We start from the raw sequence: 19,389 nt of genomic DNA on the forward strand, positions 1-19,389 counted from the left end.
GCTCAGCCCCCCAGCAGGTAGTCGAGGAGGCCGGAGCTCTGCGTCTGCGGGCGGCCCTGGCCCTTGCCGGTCAGCGCGCCGCCGAGCCCGTCGAGCTGGTCCTGGAGCTTGGGCGGCAGCACGCCGTCGGGCAGCAGGCCGTCGAGCAGGTCGCCGAGGAGGCCCTCGGACTGCGGCGTCGCGGACGGGGCCGGCGTCGCCGTCGGGGCCGGCGCGGTCGGCGTCGGGGTGGCGGCCGGCTGCGCGGGACGGGCGTCGTCCTCGCGCTCGGACGCGCGCGTCTGGGTGGTGCCGGTCGCCGTCGGGTCGGGCTCGTTGATGCCCGGGGCCCGCGGGCCAAGCGCGGTCGAGCAGCGCTCGCGCGCCTTGTCGGTGCGGGCGCGGGCGGCGTCCCAGTAGAACGCGCACGAGGCGTCGACGAAGGCGGAGACCTTGAGCATGTGGCCGTTGCCGTCGAAGACGTTGGTGGCCTGGCCCTGGAAGAAGATGTAGCGCAGCAGCGCCTCGAGCCCGGTGTAGCCGCCGGTGCCGCGCGGGTTGCGGGCGTCGTCCTCGACGGCGTTGGCGGGGTCGTCGAGGTGCTCGAGCGTGATCGCGAGGTTCTGCGCCAGCTCGGGCAGGTCGGTGACCGCGCGGCTGAGGCGCCGGACCTGCGGGCGCAGCGCGACGACCGCGGTGCGGCCGGCGCGCGCGGCCTGTGCGAGCGAGGCGGTCGAGGGCCGCGACGCCTGCGAGAAGTCGCCGAAGGCGTCGAGGAAGCGGGTCAGGCGCGGCGCCTGCGCGGACAGGGTCCGCAGCGCGGGCACCTGCCGGTCGGCGGCGCGGCCGAGCAGCCGCATCGTCGGCTGGAGCTCGGCGAGGAAGGTCGGGAGCGCGCGGAACTGCTCGCGCAGCTCGTCGCTGCGCGACCCGCTCGCCGCGGCGGTGTCGCGCGCCTCGCGGACGAACCGCACGACGTCGTCGCGGTTGTCGGCCAGCGCGGTGACGACCGTGTCGGCGTCGCGGTAGAGGTCGCGGATCGTGCGGCGCTGCTGGGCGAGCTTCGCGAGGACCTGGTCGGTCTCGCGCAGCGCGGGCACGGCGCGGCGGATCGTCTCGTTGAGGTCGCCGCCGCGGGCCGCGAGCCCGGCGCCGAACTCGCTGAGCAGGATCGAGAAGCGCTCGCGGTAGGGGCGGCGCCAGATGTCGTTGACGAGGTCGACCGGGACGGTCGAGCGCGTCTGCGCGACGGGGATCGTGCCACCGCGCGGCAGCTCGGGCCCGGCGGTGCCGGGCTGGCAGTCGATGAAGTACTCGCCGATCAGCGACTGCGGGCGGGTCTCGCACACGGCGCTGCGGCGGAGCACGCCGAACCCGTCCTGCGTGATCTCGATCTCGACGCGGGCGCGGTAGTCGTCGCGCGTGATCTCCATCGTCTTGATCTGGCCGGAGCGGACCCCGGCGACCTTCACGTCGGCGCCCTCGATCAGCCCAAACGCGTTGTCGAGCTCGACCCAGTAGGTCGGGTTGCCGTCGCCGTCGCCCGCGCCGGTGCCGACGACCGCGAAGGTCGCCACGAGCGCGAGCGCGAGGAGGCCGAGGAGCGCGCGCTTCATCGTCCCGGGGGCACCTGGGTGCGGTCGCAGTCGAAGCCCTCGGGCACGTACGGGTTGGAGCCGTCGGCGGCGGGACGCTCGGCCGAGCCCGGGCAGCGGTTGTTCTGGCTGACCGACGCGGTGGTCTGGAACAGCGCGTCGCGCAGCGCGGGCGGGATCGGCTGCAGCACCCCGTCGGCGAGCGCGAACGCGTTGACCGTCAGGGCGTTGCGGCTCACCGAGCCGTTGGCGTCGTAGACGCCGGAGTGGCTGAAGTCGTCGAACCAGCCGGTGAGGTCGACCGCGTAGGGGCGCAGGAAGGCGAGGTGCTCGCGCGAGCCGGCGAGCGACTTCGCGGTCGTCGGGAACGTGCCCGGGCGCTCCTGGCCGTTGCGGACCTTCGTCGCGACCACCTGGTCGCGGAACGGCAGCACGGCGCGGCCGAGCTCGATGAGGTCGTTGTCCTTGCCGTCCCGGCGGATCGTCGTCGACAGGTCGCGCACGACCGGACGCGCGGTCTGCGCGAGCGGCCGCAGCTGCGCGAGCACGCGCCGCAGCTTCGGGGTGACCGGCCGGGACTCCTCGAGCAGCGGCTCGACGTCGTCGAGCGCGGAGCGCAGGTTCACGAACGTCGTGTTGCTGCGCCGCATGAAGTCGGGCAGGCGCGCGATGGCGCGCGAGAGGTCGTCCTCCTCTGTCGCGATCGCGCCCGTCGTGTCGGCGAGGCCGTCGATCAGCGCGCTGAGGTCCGCGGAGCGCTCGGCGATGTCGGTGACGAGCCGCGCGTTGGCGAGCAGGAAGCGCTGCAGCAGCGGCGTGTCGCGGTTGACCTCGGCGAACAGGCGCTGGGAGGCGATCAGCGTCGGGTTGAGGTACTGGAAGCCCGCCCGGGCCTGCGCCTCGCGGCCCGCGTAGAGCGTGCCGTTGCCGCGGATGAAGTCGCGCAGCCCGCGCTTGGTCCTGTCGTCGAACAGCGAGAAGAGCTGGTCGATGTCGACCGCGGAGGTCGTGCTGGCGGTCGGCAGGACGCCGCCGTCGGCGATCGTGGCGCGCGGGGAGCCGGGTGTCTCCTCCGGGATCTGCAGGTCGACATAGCGGCCGACGATGCTCGACAGCGACGCGAGCCGCAACGTGGCGCGCGTGCCCTCGCGCAGGGGCGCCACGTCGTCGTCGAGCTCGAGCGTCAGCTCGGCCTGGCCGTCGTCGGTGAGCTCGATCTGCTTGACGAGCCCGACCTTGCGGCCGCCGCTCTGGACGAGGTTGCCCTCGACCATCTGGGTGGCGGCCTGGAAGCGGGCCTTGACCGTGTAGGGCTCGTCCCCGGTCAGGACCAGCACGGCGAGCAGCGCCACGAGCGCGAGGGCAGCGGCGATCGCGGCGCGACCGACGGCGCCGATTCCCCCTCCTCCCTGCTGCTCGATCTGTGTGCTCTCCACTCGGGCTCCCACGCCGCTGGCGACGCTGTGCGATGACCCCGTCGTGTGCTGCGGCGCGCACGATACCCCGGACAGCGGTCGGGTGCGTCACCAATCGAACGACGACGTTCAGTCGAACGGCCTGTCCGAGGCCGTCACGGAGCGCTACCGTCCAGGGCATGAGCACTGTCGAGCAGCCCGCCAGCAGCCGCCGCGCGATCTTCGAGGACGAGCACGAGGACTTCCGCGAGAGCGTCCGCCGCTGGCTCACCAACGAGGTCGCGCCCCACTTCGAGCAGTGGGAGAAGGACGGCATCGTCCCCCGCGACGTGTTCGCCGCGGCGGGTGCGAACGGCTTCATCGGGACCCAGATCCCGGAGGAGTTCGGCGGCGCCGGCGTCGAGGACTTCCGCTTCAACGTCATCCTCGGCGAGGAGATCTGCCGGCAGGCGCTCGGCGGCGTCGCGGTCGGCCTGACGCTCCACAACGACGTCTGCCTCCCCTACTTCCTCGAGTACTGCAACGACGAGCAGAAGGAGCGCTGGCTCCCGGGGATCGCCGACGGCACGAAGATCACCGCGATCGCGATGACCGAGCCGGGCGCGGGCTCCGACCTCGCCGGCATCAAGACGAAGGCGGTCCGCGACGGCGACCACTACATCGTCAACGGCGCCAAGACGTTCATCACCAACGGCATCAACGCGGACCTCATCGTCACCGCGGTGAAGACCGACCCCAACGAGCGCCACAAGGGCATCTCGATGCTCGTCATCGAGGCCGACACGCCCGGCTTCGAGCGCGGCCGCAACCTCGAGAAGGTCGGCATGCACTCCCAGGACACCGCCGAGTTGTTCTTCAACGACGCGCGCGTGCCGGTCGAGAACCTGCTCGTCGCCGAGGGCGTCGGCTTCGGCCAGATGGTCCACAACCTGGCGCAGGAGCGCCTGAGCGTCGCCGTCGTCGGCGTCGCGACCGCCGCCGCGGCACTGCAGATGGCGGTCGACTACGTCAAGGAGCGCACCGCGTTCGGCGAGTCGATCTCGAAGTTCCAGAACACCCGCTTCGTGCTCGCCGAGTGCAAGACCGAGGTCGACGCCGCGCAGGCGTTCCTGGACCAGTGCACGATGGAGCTCGTGAACGGCACGCTGACGGTCGAGCGCGCCGCGTCGCTGAAGCTCTTCGCCACCGAGGTGCAGGGCCGCGTCATCGACAAGTGCCTGCAGCTCTTCGGCGGCTACGGCTACATGCTCGAGTACCCGATCGCCCGCCTCTACGCGGACGCGCGCGTGTCGCGGATCTACGCGGGCAGCAACGAGATCATGAAGGAGATCGTCGGCCGGTCCCTCACCTAGGACCGGCCCGCTCCGGGCGCGCCCTCAGTGGGCGTGCCCGGGACGCACCCGGTGCATGATCGCCACGATCACCGCGCCGACGACGACGCCCAGCAGCGCCGACGCCCCGGTGTTCGTCAGCCAGGCCCCGACGCCGCCGACCGCTCCGAGCGCGTCGTGGACGTCCTCCTCGAGGTGGTGCACGGCGTCGTAGAGCGCGTGCACGCCGAGGTCGTCGAGGCCGACGAGCAGGATGTGGCCGCCGACCCACAGCATCGCCGCGATGCCGACCGTGGACAGCACGCCCATGACGATCGGCATCCCGCGCACGAGGCCGCGGCCGAACCGGGCGGCGAAGCCCTCGCGGGTCTGCACGAGCCGCAGCCCGATGTCGTCCATCTTCACGATCAGGGCGACCGCCCCGTAGACCAGCGCGGTGATCGCGAAGGCGACGAGGACGAGGATCATCGCGCGCGTGAGGAACGGCTCGTCGGTGACCTCGTTGAGCGAGATCACCATGATCTCGGCCGAGAGGATGAAGTCCGTGCGGATCGCGCCGCCGACGAGCTCCTCCTCCTGGTCGGGTCCGAGCTCGGTGACCGGGGCGGCCGCCTCCCCGTGGTGGCCGGGACCGACCTTCTCCCAGATCTTCTCGGCGCCCTCGAAGCACAGGTAGGCGCCGCCGACCATCAGCAGCGGGGTCAGCAGCCAGTCCAGGAACTCGCTCAGCAGCAGCGCCGCGGGCAGGATGAACAGGAGCTTGTTGCGCAGCGACCCCTGCGCGATGCGCCGGATCATCGGCAGCTCGCGCTCGGGCGCGAAGCCCTGCACGTAGCGGGGCGTCACGGCGGCGTCGTCGACGATGACGCCGGCGGCCTTCACGCTCGCGCGGCTGGCGCCGGCGGCGACGTCGTCGATCGACGCGGCGGCGACGCGCGCGATCGCGGCGACGTCGTCGAGCAGTGCGGCGAGCCCGGCGCTCACGCCCGGACCGTCCTACGAGGGGTTCTCACGCGCCACAGGGTAGGGGGCGGCGCCCCCGGAAGGGGTGCTCAGCGGCGCTTGGCGGCGGTCACGTCGCGGTTGCCGCCGCTCTGCTCGTCCCACAGCCGCAGCTGCCGGGACGGGTCGATCGGCCGCCCGCCGGTGAAGTAGCCGGGACCGCTCCACAGCTCGAAGTGCAGGTGGCAGGCGGTCGAGCGGCCGGTCGTGCCGACGTCGCCGATCCGCTGCCCGGTGTGCACGTCGTCGCCGACCTTCAGCGGCGAGGGCTGCTGCAGGTGCATGTAGACCATGTCGCTCGGCGAGCCGACGACGTCGATCACCACGTAGTTCCCGCCGCCGCCGTCGTAGCCGGCCCGCTCGACGGTGCCGCCGCGGGCGGCCAGGAGCGGCGTGCCGCAGTCGGCGAGGATGTCCTGCCCCTGGTGGCCGCGACCGGCACCGGGACCGTCCCCGTAGACGTGCGGGCCACGGACCGGGAAGTACGCGCGCAGGTACTCGAACGACTCGGCGACCGGTGCCGGGGCGGCCCCGTCGACGCCGATGCGGAAGCGGTAGCGCCCGTCCTTCTCGCCGCGGCCGTCCTCGGCGCCGCCGTCCCAGCGCAGCCGCTGCTCCTCGCCGCGGGCGACGTCGCGCAGCTCCCAGCGCTCGACGGGCGCGACGGCCCCGGAGCGGTACAGCTCCACGACGACGGCGGCGGTGCCGCTGCCCGGCACCGTGAAGGTGAGGGTCTGCGGCCGCGGGCCGGCGAGCAGGACGCGGCGCGCGGCGATCGCGGCGACGAGCTCGCTCGAGCCCTCGGGGGTCGCGGTGGCGGCCGGGGCGTCGGCGGAGACGCCGCCGGCGCCGGGGTCCATCGGGGCGCCGGACGACTCGGCCGGCACGATGATCAGGGCGGCGGCCGTCAGGGCCACCGTCAGCGCTCGGTGCATGTTCTGGACTCTCGGGATCGGGCGGGTGCGTGCAGTCGAACCACCCCTTGGCGGGTGGCGGCCCGGATGCAGGTCCCCCGACCGATCCAGTCCATCGCGATCACGTCCCAGCCCCCCCGGGGCGCGTCGCTCGTCGGGAGAAACCCCCTGACAGCAGGCAGGTTACAGGTCCGTCACACGGGGTGTGACGGAGATCACACGAGGACCGTCGGCGCCGGGGCGGCGAACTGATCCGCCGCCGCGGTTCGCGCGAAGATCCCGTAGCGCATGCACATCGCGATCATCGGCACCGGCATCTCCGGCCTCACGGCCGCCCACCACCTCCACGCGGAGCACGACCTCACGCTGTTCGAGGCCGGCCCCTACGTCGGCGGCCACACGAACACCGTGCACGTCGAGACCGACGCGGGCGCGTGGGACGTCGACACGGGCTTCATCGTCTGCAACGACCGCACGTACCCGAACTTCCTCGCGATGATGGACGAGCTCGGCGTCGCCCGCCGCGAGACGCACATGGGCTTCAGCGTCACCGCCGAGGGCGAGGACTTCGAGTACGCGGGCACGCCGAAGGGCCTGTTCTGCCAGCCGCGCAACGCGGTGCGCCCCGCGTTCCTGCGGATGATCCGCGACCTGCTGCGCTTCAACAAGGAGCTCGCGGCGATCGTCGCCGACCCCACCGACACGCGCGGCGACCTGTCGCTGCTCGCCTTCCTGCGCGCGGGCGGCTACTCGGACTTCTTCCGCGACCGGCTGATCGTCCCGCAGGCGAGCGCCGTGTGGTCCGCCGAGCCCGACCAGCTCGACGCGTTCCCGATCCGGTTCATGGCGCAGTTCTTCGCCAACCACGGGATGCTGAGCTTCCGCGACCGGCCGACGTGGATGACGATCGCCGGCGGCTCGCAGACCTACGTGCGCGCGATCACCGCGCGGCTCGACCGCCCGGTCCGCACCTCGACCCCGGTCACGAGCGTCCGGCGGTTCGACACCCACGTCGAGGTCACCCCCGTGGGCGGCGAGCCCGAGCGGTTCGACGAGGTCATCCTCGCCTGCCACGCCGACCAGGCGCTCGCGATCCTCGGGGACGACGCGACGCCGCTGGAGCGCGAGCTGCTCGCCTGCTTCCCCTACCAGCCCAACGAGGCGGTGCTGCACACCGACACGCGGATGCTCCCCCGCCGCCCCGCCGCCCGCCAGGCGTGGAACTTCCACCTGCTCGACGAGCCGCAGGCCCGCACGACCGTGACGTACGGCATGAACCACCTGATGGGCCTCGAGGCGCCGCACGACTTCTGCGTGACGCTGAACCTCACCGACCGCATCGACCCGGCGAAGATCGTCGAGGTCATCCAGTACGCGCACCCGGTCTTCACCCCCGAGGGCGTCGCCGCCCAGGCCCGCCACGGGGAGATCAGCGGCGTGCGCCGGACCCACTTCTGCGGGGCGTACTGGCGCTGGGGGTTCCACGAGGACGGCGTCTTCAGCGCGCTGCAGGCGCTGCCGGGCGTCGGCCGCAGCCAGGTCGGTTCGCCCGCGTGACGCGGCGCTCCGCCATCTACCGCGGCACCGTCCGCCACCGCCGCACGACGCCGATCGCGCACGCGTTCACCTACGACGTCGGCATGCTCTGGATCGACCTCGAGGAGGCCGACGAGCTGTTCGCGCACGCCCCGCTGTGGTCGGCGCGCCGGCCCCGCACACCCGGCGGCGTCTCGCGCGCGGACCTGCTGGGCGACCCGGCGGTGCCGCTCGACGTCGCCGTGCGCGACCTCGTGCAGGAGCGACTCGGCACCCGGCCCACCGGCCGCATCGGCGTGCTCACGACGCCGCGGACGTTCGGCCGCGCGTTCAACCCCGTCAGCTTCTACCTCTGCTTCTCCCCGCAGGACGACGACGCCCCGGTCGCGATCGTCGCCGACGTCGAGAACACGCCGTGGAACGAGCGCCACGCCTACGTCGCCGCCTGCGACCCGGACGCGCGCGTGCAGGACCTCGCGTTCGAGAAGGTCTTCCACGTCTCGCCGCTGATGGGCATGGCCCAGCGCTACCGGTTCCGGCTCACGCGGCCCGGCCCGACCTGGAGCATCCACATCGCCAGCGACGGGGAGAGCGCGTTCGACGCGACGCTCAACCTCCGCCGCGAGGAGCTGTCCGGCGCCGCGCTGGCACGGCTGCTCGCCCGCTTCCCCCTCCAGAGCGCCCGCACCGGCGCGCTGATCTACTCCAACGCCCTGAGGCTCAAGCTCAAGGGCGCCCCCTACCACCCCCACCCGGTGAAGGACATGCGCGCATCGAAGACCCGGACCGTCCTGCACGGTCTCCTCAAGCACTGGATCCGCGACGGGGAGCTCACGCTCGTCGACGCGCACGGCTCGACGACCGTCGGGGACGCCTGGAAGGACGGGACCGGCACGCCGCTGCGGGCGACGGTCACGATCCACGACGAGCGCGCGTACCGCGCCCTGCTGAAGGGCAGCCTCGGGCTCGCGGAGAGCTACCGCGACGGCTGGTGGGACGCCGACGACCTCGTCGGGATCGTGCGCATCGCCGCGCGCAACATCCACCGCGGCGACGCGTACCGGCGCCGCCTGCGTCCCGTGCTCGCCCCCGTCCAGGGCGCGGTCGCCACCGCGCGACGGAACACGATCGACCGCTCCAAGCAGCAGATCAGCGCGCACTACGACCTCGGCAACGACCTCTACGGGCTGATGCTCGACGAGACGATGATGTACTCGTCGGCGATCTACCCGACGCCCGAGGCGACGCTGCACGAGGCGCAGCTGTGCAAGCTCGACCGCATCTGCGACAAGCTCGAGCTCGGTCCCGACGACCACCTGCTGGAGATCGGCACGGGCTGGGGCGGGCTCGCCATCCACGCCGCGCGCCGCAGCGGCTGCCGCGTCACCACCACGACGATCTCGCGCGAGCAGCACGCGCTGGCCGTCGAGCGCGTCCGCGCCGCCGGCCTGCAGGACCGCATCACCGTCCTGCTCGAGGACTACCGCAACCTCACCGGCACGTACTCGAAGCTCGTGTCGATCGAGATGATCGAGGCGGTCGGCTGGCGCGACTTCCCGACGTTCTTCCGCGTCTGCGGCGAGCGGCTCGCCGACGACGGCCTGATGCTCCTGCAGGCGATCACGATCGACGACCGCGCCTACGACGTCGAGAAGGCCACGAAGAGCTTCATCAACCAGCTGATCTTCCCCGGCGGCTGCCTGCCGTCCGTGCGCGAGATCCAGCGCTGCGTCGGGTCGTTCACCGCGCTGCGCAACGTGCAGCTCGAGGACATCACGCCGCACTACGTCACGACGCTCGCCGCGTGGCGCGAGCGCTTCGAGCAGGCCGCCGCCGCGGGCGCCCTGGACGAGCAGCGCTACGACGAGCAGTTCCGTCGCATCTGGTCGCTCTACCTCGCCTACTGCGAGGGCGGCTTCGCCGAGCGCCGGATCCAGGACGTCCAGATCCTGCTCGCGGGCCCGCGGTTCCGTGGCGAGGCGCTCCTCCCCGGGCTGCCCGACCAGCCGACGAGCGCGCCGGTGACGACGCTGCACCTCGCCGACGACGGACCGCACACCCGCCACGTGGCGTGAGCGCCACCGGCATCGCGTACGACCGGACGGGCACCGGCCCGCCGGTCGTCCTGCTGCACGGCCTCGGCGGGGAGCGGCAGGTCTGGGACGCGGTCGTCGAGCACCTCCGCGCCGAGCGCGAGGTGGTGACCGTCGACCTGCCCGGGTTCGGCGCGTCGGCGCCGCTGGCGCAGGACGTCGTGCCGACCCCGGCCGCCATCGCCGAGCAGCTCGCCCGCTTCCTGGGCGAGATCGGCCTCGAGCGACCCCACGTCGCCGGCAACTCGCTGGGCGGCTGGATCGCGCTCGAGCTCGCCCGGCGCGACGTGGTGGCCTCGGTCACCGGGCTCTGCCCGGCGCTGTGGGAGCGACCGCTGCCGCCCAAGCCGTTCGTCATGCACCGGGTCGCGCGGACGCTGCGGCCGGCGCTGCCGGCGCTCATGCGCACCGGGCTCGGCCGGCGGGCCGCGCTGCTGGGGATCGTCGCCCGTCCCGGGGACGTCTCCCCGCAGGACGCCCTGCGGGTCGCGAGCGCCTACGCGAGCGCGCCCGCGTTCGCGGCCACGAACCGCGCGATGCGCAGCGGCCACTTCACGGGCGGCGAGCGCATCCGCGTCCCGGTGCTGCTCGCCTGGGGGGAGCTCGACCGGCTGGTGACGCCGCCGGCCCGCGCGCTCGTCCCCCACGCGGTGTCGATCACCCTGCCGGGCTGCAGCCACCTCCCGATGCTCGACGATCCCGCGCTGTCGGCGCGCACGATCCTGCGCGGATCGGCGCGGACGACTGGCTGACCGCGACAGCACGTCGCATAATCGTCGGATGCGCCGCCCGCCGGCCTCCGTCGGGGCCGCCACCGACGACCCCCTGCAGCGCGTGCGTGAGGCATCGCGGATGCCGCTCGCCCGGACGATGCTCGTCGTCGCGATCGCCTCCGTCACGTTCGGCACCGTGTTCGTGGTCCAGGGGGTCACCGGCGAGGTCGCGGACGCTCGGCTCGTCGGTGTCGGCCTGATCCTGCTCGGCGCGCTCGCCGCGGTCGCGCAGCGGCTCCTGCGCAACGGACGGATCGAGGACGGGGCGACCGTCACGGTCGTCGTCTTCCTCGGCGGGGCGATGATGCTCGCCGTCCTGCTGCCCGGGAGCGCCGTCGTCACCGTGCTCGGCTGCGTCGTGGTGGCGACGATCGCGCTGCAGCACCTCTCGGACCGGCGCCTGATGCTCGTCCTCGCCGGGGCGGGGGCGGGCGTCGTCGCGATCGTCGTCTCGCGGCAGCTGTGGCGGCCGGTCCCGCCGCCGGAGGCGGTCGGCGGCGCGCCGCTGTGGCTGCTCGACGGCGCCGAGCTCGCCGGCGCCGCCGCGATGGGCGCGATCATCGCGGTGCTGCTCGTGCAGTTCCGTCGCCGTCTCCAGGGCACGATCGAGGAGCTCCGCGGCCTCCTGGCCCGCGAGCGGGCGCTGCGCGACGAGCACGCCCGCGAGGCCCGGGCCCGCGGCGTCGCCGAGGCGCGGGGCCGGGCGCGCGCGGAGTTCCTGGCCCACATGAGCCACGAGATCCGCACCCCGCTCAACGCGATCATCGGTCTCGGCGGCCTGCTTGAGGACGCGGACCTCGACGCCCGCTCCGCCGAGCACGCCCGGATCATCCGCGCCTCGGGCGATCACCTGCTCACGCTCGTCAACGACGTCCTGGACTTCTCGCGGATCGACGCGGGCGAGGTCGTGCTCGGGACCGCCGACGTGCCGCTCGCCGACGTCGTGGAAGGGGTCGTGGACGTGCTGCGCGTCGCCGCCGACCGCCGCGGGATCGCGCTCCACGCCACGGTCGACCCGGCCCTGCCCCCGGTCGTGGTCGCCGACGGCGCGCGGCTGCGGCAGATCCTCATGAACCTCGTCGCCAACGCCGTCCGCTTCACCGACCAGGGCGAGGTGGAGGTGCGGGTCGAGCCGGGGCCCCGCCCCGACGGCGCCACGCAGCTGCGGTTCGTGGTCCGGGACACCGGCGTCGGGATCGCGCCCGAGCGCCTCGCCGACGTCTTCGAGCCGTTCACCCAGGCCGACGCCGCCAGTGCCCGGCACCACGGCGGGACCGGCCTGGGCCTGACGATCAGCCGCGAGCTCGCCCGGCTGATGGGCGGGACCCTCCAGGGGACGAGCACGGTGGGCGTCGGCTCGACGTTCGTGCTCGAGCTGCCGCTCTCCGCGGGCACCGCGCCCCCGCCGTCCGTCGAACCGGACCGGCCGTGGATGGACGCGGGCATGGCGGCCCGCCTGCCCCGCCGGATCCTCCTCGTCGAGGACAGCCGCACCAATCAGCTCGTCGTGGTGCGGCTGCTGGAGCGGCTGGGCTATCGCGCCGACGTGGCGGGCGACGGACGCGAGGCGCTCGAGGCGTGCGACCGCCAGTCCTACGACGTGATCTTCATGGACCTCCACATGCCAGAGCTCGACGGCCTCGCCGCCACGCGCGAGCTGCGCCGGCGCGAGCTCGCGCCGCGCCCGTACGTCATTGGCTTCAGCGCGGCCGCGTTCGAGTCGGACCGGCGCGCGTGCCTCGCCGCCGGCATGGACGACTTCGTCGCCAAGCCCGCCACCGGCCCGATGCTCGCGGCCGCGCTGGAGCGCTCGGGGGGACCGCGTGCCGCTCAGCGCCGCGGCGCGCAGGTGCGGTAGCGGCGGACCTGCTCGACGGTCCGCCCCGCGGTCGTGCGGGCGACGATCTTCACGCGCACGGTGCCCTTCGGCAGGCCGCGCAGGTCGATCCGCGCGGTCAGCCGGCGGCCGCGCACGACCCGGACCCGCCTGGTCCCGACGAAGACCGTGGCGCTGCGCAGCCGCTGACCGCGCGGGGCGCTCAGGCGGATCGTGAACTGCCGGCGGCTGACGCAGCGCGTGGCGGGCGGCAGGCCGAGCGCGTCACGGTCGACGGTCGCGGCCGCGTCACCGGTCGGGAGCGTCACGCGCGCCCGCGACACGGACACGACCGCGGTCCCGCGCGTGATCCCGTAGAGGTTCGACCCGCCGACGAGCTCGAAGCGGTAGCGGCTCCCCGGGGTGACGCGCATCGCGACGCCCTCGAGCCGCCGCGTGACCGTGTGCTCCCTGTCCGTCGAGCAGCACCGGGATCGGCGTCGACTGGTTGCCCACCACGACGCCGCGGACCTCGTCGACGAGCTGGCCGAAGACGTGGTCGTCGGTGCCGAGGCCGGTCGCCCGGTAGGTGACGGTGACCTCGGGCTCGCCGACGACGTCCGTCTCCTCGCGGACCGCGGGGATCGGCACGCGCACGCCCTGCAGTCCCGGGCGCGCGACGACGACGAGGCCGTTGAGCGTCTCGACCGGGGTGATCGCCACCGTGCCCGCGCCCTCGGCGGCGAGCGGGGGCCCGGCGGCGAGCGGGAAGTCCGCGGCGCTGCGCCGCTGCCCGTCGTCGGCGACCCACTCGAACCGCGGACCCGTGTCCACGCTCGCGTCGCGCCGCAGCCAGCGCGCCAGCCACGGCAGGACCGCGCGCTCGACGCTCGGCACGTTGCCGGTCAGGCAGACGCCGTGACCGCCGCAGAACCAGACCATCTTCACCGGGACGCGCGCGTCGCGGAGGATCTCGTAGTTGCGCATCGCCTCCGACGGCGTGAACAGCGTGTCCGCGGTGCCCTGGGTCAGCAGCGTCGGGACGCGGATGCGGCGCACGAGGTCCTTCGGGCCGCGGGACTCGAGGAACGCGTCGACCTCGGGCGAGAAGCGGCCGGTGGTGGCGCCGTCGACCGCCGCGCGGATGAGCTGCGGGGCGAGCGTCCCGGTCTCCGGACCGTAGGGGCTGAACAGGCCCAGGCCGAGCGAGGTCGGCGTGCCGACCGCCAGCAGCGCCGCGCCCCAGCCGAACTTCGCGAGCCCGTCGCGGTTGAGGGCGGTCGTGAGCGAGTGCCAGGCGATGTCGGGGGCGATGACGTCGATCCGCGGGTCGAGGCCGGCGGCGACGAGCTCGATCCCGCCCGCGTAGGACGGGCCCTGCATGCCGACGCGCGGGTCGCCGTCGCCGTCCAGCAGCGCCTCGGGCTGCTGCGCGACCCAGTCGACGAGCGCCATGACGTCGCGTCCCTCGAACTCGGGGGCGTCGACGGTGACGGTCCCGCCGGACTGGCCGAAGCCGCGGCTGTCCCAGGTCAGGACGTTGTAGCCGGCGCGGCGCAGCACGCCGACGCCGACCGAGCCGACGTCCTCGTTGGACGTGGCGTCGGGGTTCGTGGTGCGCGTGAGTCCCCAGCCGTGGGTCTGCAGGACGGTCGGCGCGCGCTCGCCCGGCTTCAGGCCCGCGGCGGGGAAGAACGACGTCGACAGCGTCGTGCCGTCGAAGCTGCGGACCGCCTGGTCGCGCGCCTGCGCCCCGCCGGGTGCCAGGGCGGGCAGCGCGGCGGCCACGGCCGCGATCACCCGGATCGTGCTCCTCCTCATGCGGCGGAGCGTACCCGGGGCGCTCAGGCGACGGCGGTCGTCGCCAGCGCGCTGCGGACCGCGGGCGCGACCTCGGTGCCGAACAGCTCGATGCTGCGCAGCAGGTCGGCGTGCTCCATCGGGCCGACGCTGAACTGCACGAGCGTGCGGTCGTGGCCGAAGACCTCGTGCTGGAAGAGGATCTTCTCGACGACCTCCTGCGGGCTGCCGACCATGTTCGCGCCGCGCAGCCCGGTGCTGGCGTCGAAGTCGTGGCGGCGCAGCGGCGGCCAGCCGCGCTCCGCGCCGATGCGGTTCATCATCTGCGCGAACGGCGGGAACGCGATGTCGCGCGCGGCCTGGGAGGTCTCGGCGACGAAGCCGTGGCAGTTGATGCTCATCGGCAGGCGGCCGTGCCCGGCGCCCTCCCCGCCTGCCGGTGCAGCTGCGCGAACGGCGCGAACCGCTCCGGCTGGCCGCCGATGATCGCGAGCGCCAGCGGCAGGCCCAGCGCGCCGGCGCGCACCGCGGACTGCGGCGTGCCGCCGACCGCGACCCACAGGGGGATCGGGTCCTGGACCGGCCGGGGGTACACGCCGCGGTGGTCGATCGGGGCCCGGTGCCGGGACGTGCCCTCCCCGGCCGGCCAGGTCACGACCTCCTGCTCGCGGAGGGTGAGCAGCAGGTCGAGGTGCTCGGCGAAGAGCGCGTCGTAGTCGTCGAGGTCCTGGCCGAACAGCGGGAACGACTCGATGAACGAGCCACGCCCGGCCATGATCTCCGCGCGGCCGCCGGAGAGGAGGTCGACCGTGGAGAAGTCCTGGAAGACGCGGACCGGATCGGCGGAGCTGAGGACCGTGACGGCGCTGCTCAGCCGGATCCGGGACGTGCGCGCGGCGGCCGCCCCCAGCACGACCGCGGGCGCGGAGACGAGGTAGTCGGGCCGGTGGTGCTCCCCGATCCCGAACACGTCGAGGCCGACCTGGTCGGCGAGCTCGATCTCCTGAAGCAGCTGCGCCATCCGCTGCTGCGGGGTGGCGGTGCGGCCGGTGCGGGGGTCGGTCCCCAGCTCCGCGAACGTGTAGATGCCGAGCTCCATGCGGTCAGCATGGCAAACCGCCCGGGCCGGTCCGCCGCGAGTGGTCAGGCCCCGGCGGGCGGCTGGACCATCCGCAGGTGGTTGCCCGACGGATCGCGGAAGCCGCAGTCGACGCCGTACGGGGTCTCGGTCGGCTCCTGGGTGAACTCGACGCCCAGCGCGGCCATCTCGGCGTGGCGGGCGCGGCAGTCGTCGGTGGAGAAGAACACGGTGCCCGCGTAGCCCTTGCCCATCAGGGCGCGGATCTCGCCCTGGGTGGCGTCGTCGAACATCGGGGCGCCCGGGATCGCCATCAGGACGATCGACGCGTCCTGGCCGGGGGCGCCGACGGTCAGCCAGCGGAAGTTCCCCATCTCGGCGACGGTCACGTCCTCCTTCAGCTCGAGGCCGACCTTCTCGGTGTAGAAGCGCAGCGCCTCGTCCTGGTCGTGGACCCAGAGCTGCGTGGCGTTCATGCGGATGGTGGTCATGTCCGGGACCCTAGGCGGGCGCGTCCGCGCTGTCTTCTCCAAACGTGCGGTGTCGCGGACGGCCGTGGACGCGCACGACGCAGGCGGGGATCCGCGCGTACACCTGCGCGGGTGGGGCGGCCGCCCGGTAGGCCGTCGGCGAGCACCCGTGGTGCCGGGTGAACGTGCTCGTGAACGAGCCGACCGACCGCAGCCCGACCTTCAGGCAGATGTCCGCCACCGTGTGGTCGGTGTGCCGCAGCAGCGCGGCGGCGCGCTCCATGCGACGGGTGAGCAGGTAGCCGCGCGGCGTCTCGCCGAACACACGCCGGAACTCGCGGGTGAAGTGCGCGCGAGAGAGCCCGGCCGCGGCCGCCATGTGCGCGACAGTCAGCTCCGGGTCGGCGTAGCGGCGGTCGGCGAGGTCGCGGCCGCGGACGAGGTGTCGTTCGGGCGGGACGGCGATCATCGCCGCGCGAGTATCCCAGCGCGGCCGGGTGCTCAGCGACCGATGCGCAGCCGCGCGTTGCCCGCGTCGGAGCGGTCGACGCCGAGGCGCAGCCACAGGACGTTGCCCGCGCGCAGCCGCAGCCGCATCCGCATCCGGTCGCTGCGCGAGCGGTTGACGCACGCCCGGGCCCCGGCGCCGCGCGGCCGCGAGCCGACGAACGCGGTCAGCGTGCCGAGCGTCCGGCCGGTGGCGAGGACCCGGTAGGTGCCGGCGCGGCGGATCGTCACGCGACGCCACACCGTCCCGCCGGCGGGGCAGGCGGGCTGCGCGGGGTCCTCTTCGGTGAGGGTGGCGCCCGCCAGCGGCACCGTGCGGGTGCGGCCGAGCGGCAGCGTGCGCGCGGTCCCGGCGCGGTCTCCGGGCGGGTTCGCGGCCGCGGGCAGGTCGGTGGTCTGCAGCTCGAGCACGGCGCGCGAGGCGCGGGCGGCGGCCGGCTGGCCGACCTGCACGAGCACGGCGCGGCCGGCGGGCACGCGCAGCTCGACCGCGCTGCTGCGGTCCAGCAGCCCGGCGCCCTCGTCGCACGCCTGCGGCTCGCGCGTCTGCGTCCCGGCGGCGGGCTGGACGAAGGCGGCGAGCTGCGGCGCCTCGTCGGGCTCCAGCGACGGGGTGAGGGCGCTGACCCGCACGACGCGGCTGCGGTCGGCGGCGGGCACGACCGCCCAGCTGGTGCGGGCGAACGAGCGCGGGCCCAGGCAGCGCGGCACGCCCGGGTCGGCGGTCGTCCCGGCCAGCGGCGCCTGCGCCTGCAGCGTCGTCGGGCTGCCGTTCTCGGCGCTGAAGGTCGTGAACGCCGCGGGGGCGCCCGGCGCGTCGGACGCCGGGGCCTGCGCGCGGGCGTCCGCGGCGGTCGCCGCGGCGAGCAGCGCGAGCGCCAGCGCCGTGCGCAGCGCGGCCCGCGTCCGGGCGGGCGCGACTTCACGGGAGGGACGGGTGCGGGCGGGCATCAGCGGCCCCTCCTCTCCGCGCGCAGCCGGGCTCGTCGGACGAGCCGCTCGTGCCGGCGGCGGCGGGCGGCGAGCGCCCCGTCGACGCGCTCGGAGCGCAGCGCACGCCCGGTCGCGGGCGCGGCGAGCCGCGGCGTGCCCGACGGCTGCTGGCTGACGGTCTCGTAGTCGTTGGCGCCGAGCGGCTGGCGGTACTCGGCGAGGGTGCGCAGCGTCGCGGTCGGCGTGGTGATCGGCCCGACGCGGTAGCGGACGGTCGCGGCGTCGGCGGCGAGGTCGACCTGCGCGTAGCCGTGATCGCCGCCGTTGGTGTAGGTGATCCACGGGTTCGCGGCGCCGATCGCCAGGCTCTCGACGCCGGCGAGCGCCGGGAAGCCGGACGAGGTGACCGAGCCGCCGACGAACTCGGTCGCGACCGACGGGCCGGACGCCCCGCCGTCCGCGAGGACCTTCGCGGTGAAGAACGTGTGGATGTCCCCGGTGACGAAGATCGTGTTCGGCACCGATCGCAGCGTCTGGAGGATCTCGGCGCGGTCGGCCGGGTAGCCGTCCCACTGGTCGGTGTTGACGCCGCGTCCGGCGACCCCGAGCGGCACGAACATCGCCTGGTTGGCGACGATCCGCCAGCGCGCGGGCGAGCGGCGCAGCTCCTCGACGAACCACGCCTGCTGGCGGGGACCGAGGATCGACCGGGGCTTGCCGTCTCCGTCCCCGGTGCGGTACTGGCGCTGGTCGAGCAGGATCACGTCGGCCATGCGGCCCAGGCGGTAGGTGCGGTAGATGCCGTAGCGCTCCCCGGCGCTGGGCAGCCGCGGCAGCCACTCGAACGAGGCCTGGTAGCCGGCGGCGCGCTGCAGATCGCTCGGCCGCGGCCGGTTGTCGGAGTAGTTGTCGGCGACCTCGTGGTCGTCCCAGATATGGGCGACCGGGTGCAGCCGGTGCAGCTCGCGCAGGCCCGGGTCGGAGCGGTACATCTTCAGCCGCTCGCGGTAGCTCTTCAGGTCGACGGTCGGCGCGGGCACGTCGCGGTCGCGCGTCACCCCGGTCTCGGGCCCGTACTCGTAGGTGTAGTCGCCGAGGAACAGGTAGAGGTCCAGGACGTCGAGCGCGGCCGCGTCCTGATGGCCGGTGAAGAACCCGGCCGGCCAGTTCTGGCAGGAGGAGTACGCGAGGCGCAGCGGCACGTCGGAGTCCGGGGCCGGCGCGGTCTTCGTCCGGCCCACCGGGGAGACGTCGTCGGCCGAGCGCCAGACGTAGTGGTAGACCGTGTCCGGCTTCAGGCCGGTGATGCGCGCCTTCAGGGCGCCGTCCATCGCACGGGCGGTCGGGACCACCGCGGTCGCGACCGTGCGGCGCAGCTCGGGGTCCTCGGCGACGACGAGCTCGGCGCCGGAGCGCTGCTGCTCGGTCGTCAGGCGGCTCCAGAAGACCATCGCGTCGGGCGCCGGGTCGCCGCTGGCGACGCCGTCCTCGAACGTGCCGCGCCCGACGGCGGCCTTCGTGGTGAGCAGCCGGGCGCCCCAGGCGGAGGGCACCTGGGCGGCGAGCAGCAGGCCGGAGCCGGCGAACGTCAGCTCGCGCCGGGTGAGGAGACGACGGGAGGGCATCGAGGCATCTGAACGCCGCCGTTCGCGTCCGGTTTCACCGCCTTCACGAAATCGTCACGGGCGGTGCTAGCCTCGGATCTCGCCCCCGTGGGCGACCGGACGAGACGCGCCGTACCCGGACCCGACAAGACGACGCCCCGTGTTCCTCGTCCCGAAGGGTGCTCGTCATGGTCTGGATCTCGTTGTTCTCCGCCGCCGCGCTGGAGGTCGTGTGGGCGCTGGCGCTGAAGCGCTCCGACGGGCTCTCGCAGCTCGGCCCGTCGCTCGTGTTCCTCGTCGCGGCGGTCGGCAGCGTCGTGCTGCTGTCGATCGCGCTGCAGCGGCTCCCGGTCGGGACCGCCTACGCGATCTGGACGGGGACCGGGGCGGTCGGCACCGCGCTGCTGGGGATGGCGTTGCTCGGCGAGGCGGCGACCCCGTCGCGCCTCGCGGCGATCGCGCTGATCGCCGCGGGCATCGTCTGGCTGGCGCTCACCGAGGCGTGAGCGCCCCGCCCCTGACCACGGGCGTTGAACAGGGAGT

At 74.1% G+C, this 19,389-nt stretch carries 16 protein-coding genes, 1 pseudogene and 1 riboswitch; of the genes and pseudogenes, 6 read left to right on the top strand and 11 right to left on the bottom strand.

All coding sequences use genetic code 11. The features are described from left to right. Positions 1-2 precede the first annotated feature (2 nt). Positions 3-1,595, bottom strand: coding sequence for an MlaD family protein (locus GKE82_RS07985; protein WP_107571335.1), 1,593 nt, complete (start codon positions 1,593-1,595; stop codon positions 3-5). Further along, entirely contained in the window at positions 1,592-3,022 is a 1,431-nt protein-coding gene (locus GKE82_RS07990; RefSeq protein ID WP_154732938.1) for an MlaD family protein, read from the bottom strand. The genes GKE82_RS07985 and GKE82_RS07990 overlap by 4 nt, the downstream gene beginning before the upstream one ends. 146 nt (positions 3,023-3,168) lie before the next feature. Here GKE82_RS07990 and GKE82_RS07995 point away from each other — a divergent pair, with 146 nt between their 5' ends. After that, positions 3,169-4,341 carry an acyl-CoA dehydrogenase family protein gene (locus GKE82_RS07995; RefSeq protein ID WP_154732939.1) on the top strand — a complete coding sequence of 391 codons (1,173 nt, stop codon included), beginning with the start codon at positions 3,169-3,171 and terminating at the stop codon, positions 4,339-4,341. A gap of 24 nt (positions 4,342-4,365) precedes the next feature. On the opposite strand, the gene GKE82_RS08000 is transcribed toward GKE82_RS07995, so the two are convergent. Together GKE82_RS08000 and GKE82_RS08005 are read right to left on the bottom strand one after the other, a co-directional pair. Continuing rightward, positions 4,366-5,304 (bottom strand): DUF808 domain-containing protein, encoded by a 939-nt coding sequence (locus tag GKE82_RS08000; RefSeq protein WP_309233493.1) that lies wholly within the window; start codon positions 5,302-5,304, stop codon positions 4,366-4,368. 68 nt (positions 5,305-5,372) lie between these two features. Continuing rightward, positions 5,373-6,257, bottom strand: coding sequence for a M23 family metallopeptidase (locus GKE82_RS08005; RefSeq protein WP_154732940.1), 885 nt, complete (start codon positions 6,255-6,257; stop codon positions 5,373-5,375). A gap of 267 nt (positions 6,258-6,524) precedes the next feature. On the opposite strand from GKE82_RS08005, the gene GKE82_RS08010 reads away from it, so the two are divergent. Genes GKE82_RS08010 through GKE82_RS08025 form a run of 4 tightly spaced genes read left to right on the top strand, consistent with a single transcriptional unit; the run spans position 6,525 to position 12,496 of the window. Next, positions 6,525-7,793, top strand: a complete 1,269-nt coding sequence (locus tag GKE82_RS08010; RefSeq protein ID WP_154732941.1) for an NAD(P)/FAD-dependent oxidoreductase — start codon at positions 6,525-6,527, stop codon at positions 7,791-7,793. Continuing rightward, positions 7,790-9,847 carry a DUF1365 family protein gene (locus tag GKE82_RS08015; protein WP_196189111.1) on the top strand — a complete coding sequence of 686 codons (2,058 nt, stop codon included), beginning with the start codon at positions 7,790-7,792 and terminating at the stop codon, positions 9,845-9,847. Before GKE82_RS08010 ends, GKE82_RS08015 begins: the two co-directional genes overlap by 4 nt. Continuing rightward, positions 9,844-10,617 (top strand): alpha/beta fold hydrolase, encoded by a 774-nt coding sequence (locus tag GKE82_RS08020; RefSeq protein ID WP_196189424.1) that lies wholly within the window; start codon positions 9,844-9,846, stop codon positions 10,615-10,617. Before GKE82_RS08015 ends, GKE82_RS08020 begins: the two co-directional genes overlap by 4 nt. Before the next feature lie 28 nt (positions 10,618-10,645). Next, the gene (locus GKE82_RS08025; RefSeq protein WP_154732943.1) at positions 10,646-12,496 is read left to right on the top strand and encodes an ATP-binding protein; all 1,851 of its coding nucleotides are present in this window, start codon (positions 10,646-10,648) and stop codon (positions 12,494-12,496) included. Here the strand turns inward: GKE82_RS08025 and GKE82_RS26870 are convergent. The 7 genes and pseudogenes from GKE82_RS26870 to GKE82_RS08055 all read right to left on the bottom strand — a co-directional run bounded on the left by GKE82_RS26870 (position 12,469) and on the right by GKE82_RS08055 (position 18,867). Further along, on the bottom strand, positions 12,469-12,783 hold the full coding sequence (locus tag GKE82_RS26870) for a hypothetical protein (protein WP_196189112.1): 315 nt from the start codon (positions 12,781-12,783) through the stop codon (positions 12,469-12,471). The two genes, GKE82_RS08025 and GKE82_RS26870, sit on opposite strands and share 28 nt — an antisense overlap. After that, complete coding sequence (locus GKE82_RS08030; protein ID WP_154732944.1) at positions 12,764-14,275, bottom strand: S9 family peptidase; 1,512 nt, start codon at positions 14,273-14,275, stop codon at positions 12,764-12,766. Before GKE82_RS08030 ends, GKE82_RS26870 begins: the two co-directional genes overlap by 20 nt. 23 nt (positions 14,276-14,298) lie before the next feature. Beyond that, positions 14,299-15,353: pseudogene (locus GKE82_RS08035) on the bottom strand (LLM class flavin-dependent oxidoreductase). 44 nt (positions 15,354-15,397) lie between these two features. Beyond that, positions 15,398-15,823 (bottom strand): VOC family protein, encoded by a 426-nt coding sequence (locus tag GKE82_RS08040; RefSeq protein ID WP_154732945.1) that lies wholly within the window; start codon positions 15,821-15,823, stop codon positions 15,398-15,400. 10 nt (positions 15,824-15,833) lie between these two features. Further along, a complete protein-coding gene (locus GKE82_RS08045) occupies positions 15,834-16,271 on the bottom strand; it encodes a helix-turn-helix transcriptional regulator (protein ID WP_154732946.1) in 438 nt (145 codons plus the stop codon). A 32-nt stretch (positions 16,272-16,303) separates the two neighbouring features. Beyond that, complete coding sequence (locus GKE82_RS08050) at positions 16,304-17,260, bottom strand: hypothetical protein (protein WP_154732947.1); 957 nt, start codon at positions 17,258-17,260, stop codon at positions 16,304-16,306. Then, positions 17,260-18,867 carry an alkaline phosphatase gene (locus tag GKE82_RS08055; RefSeq protein ID WP_107571321.1) on the bottom strand — a complete coding sequence of 536 codons (1,608 nt, stop codon included), beginning with the start codon at positions 18,865-18,867 and terminating at the stop codon, positions 17,260-17,262. The genes GKE82_RS08050 and GKE82_RS08055 overlap by 1 nt, the downstream gene beginning before the upstream one ends. Positions 18,868-18,942: 75 nt before the next feature. After that, positions 18,943-19,006, top strand: a riboswitch (guanidine-III (ykkC-III) riboswitch). Positions 19,007-19,034: 28 nt separating this feature from the next. Here GKE82_RS08055 and GKE82_RS08060 point away from each other — a divergent pair. Continuing rightward, the gene (locus GKE82_RS08060) at positions 19,035-19,352 is read left to right on the top strand and encodes a multidrug efflux SMR transporter (RefSeq protein WP_154732948.1); all 318 of its coding nucleotides are present in this window, start codon (positions 19,035-19,037) and stop codon (positions 19,350-19,352) included. Positions 19,353-19,389 lie beyond the last annotated feature (37 nt).

It is taken from the genome of Conexibacter sp. W3-3-2 (assembly GCF_009707605.1).
In the GTDB taxonomy this organism is placed as follows: domain Bacteria; phylum Actinomycetota; class Thermoleophilia; order Solirubrobacterales; family Solirubrobacteraceae; genus Paraconexibacter; species Paraconexibacter algicola.

Bases quoted from the DNA above. Each gene is read 5' to 3' on its own strand.
- GKE82_RS08055 (WP_107571321.1), bottom strand. From the start codon at position 18,867: ATGCCCTCCCGTCGTCTCCTCACCCGGCGCGAGCTGACGTTCGCCGGC.
- GKE82_RS08005 (WP_154732940.1), bottom strand. From the start codon at position 6,257: ATGCACCGAGCGCTGACGGTGGCCCTGACGGCCGCCGCCCTGATCATC.
- GKE82_RS08050 (WP_154732947.1), bottom strand. From the start codon at position 17,260: ATGCCCGCCCGCACCCGTCCCTCCCGTGAAGTCGCGCCCGCCCGGACG.
- GKE82_RS08030 (WP_154732944.1), bottom strand. From the start codon at position 14,275: ATGAGGAGGAGCACGATCCGGGTGATCGCGGCCGTGGCCGCCGCGCTG.
- GKE82_RS08010 (WP_154732941.1), top strand. From the start codon at position 6,525: ATGCACATCGCGATCATCGGCACCGGCATCTCCGGCCTCACGGCCGCC.
- GKE82_RS07985 (WP_107571335.1), bottom strand. From the start codon at position 1,595: ATGAAGCGCGCGCTCCTCGGCCTCCTCGCGCTCGCGCTCGTGGCGACC.
- GKE82_RS07995 (WP_154732939.1), top strand. From the start codon at position 3,169: ATGAGCACTGTCGAGCAGCCCGCCAGCAGCCGCCGCGCGATCTTCGAG.
- GKE82_RS08040 (WP_154732945.1), bottom strand. From the start codon at position 15,823: ATGACCACCATCCGCATGAACGCCACGCAGCTCTGGGTCCACGACCAG.
- GKE82_RS08045 (WP_154732946.1), bottom strand. From the start codon at position 16,271: ATGATCGCCGTCCCGCCCGAACGACACCTCGTCCGCGGCCGCGACCTC.
- GKE82_RS08025 (WP_154732943.1), top strand. From the start codon at position 10,646: ATGCGCCGCCCGCCGGCCTCCGTCGGGGCCGCCACCGACGACCCCCTG.
- GKE82_RS08060 (WP_154732948.1), top strand. From the start codon at position 19,035: ATGGTCTGGATCTCGTTGTTCTCCGCCGCCGCGCTGGAGGTCGTGTGG.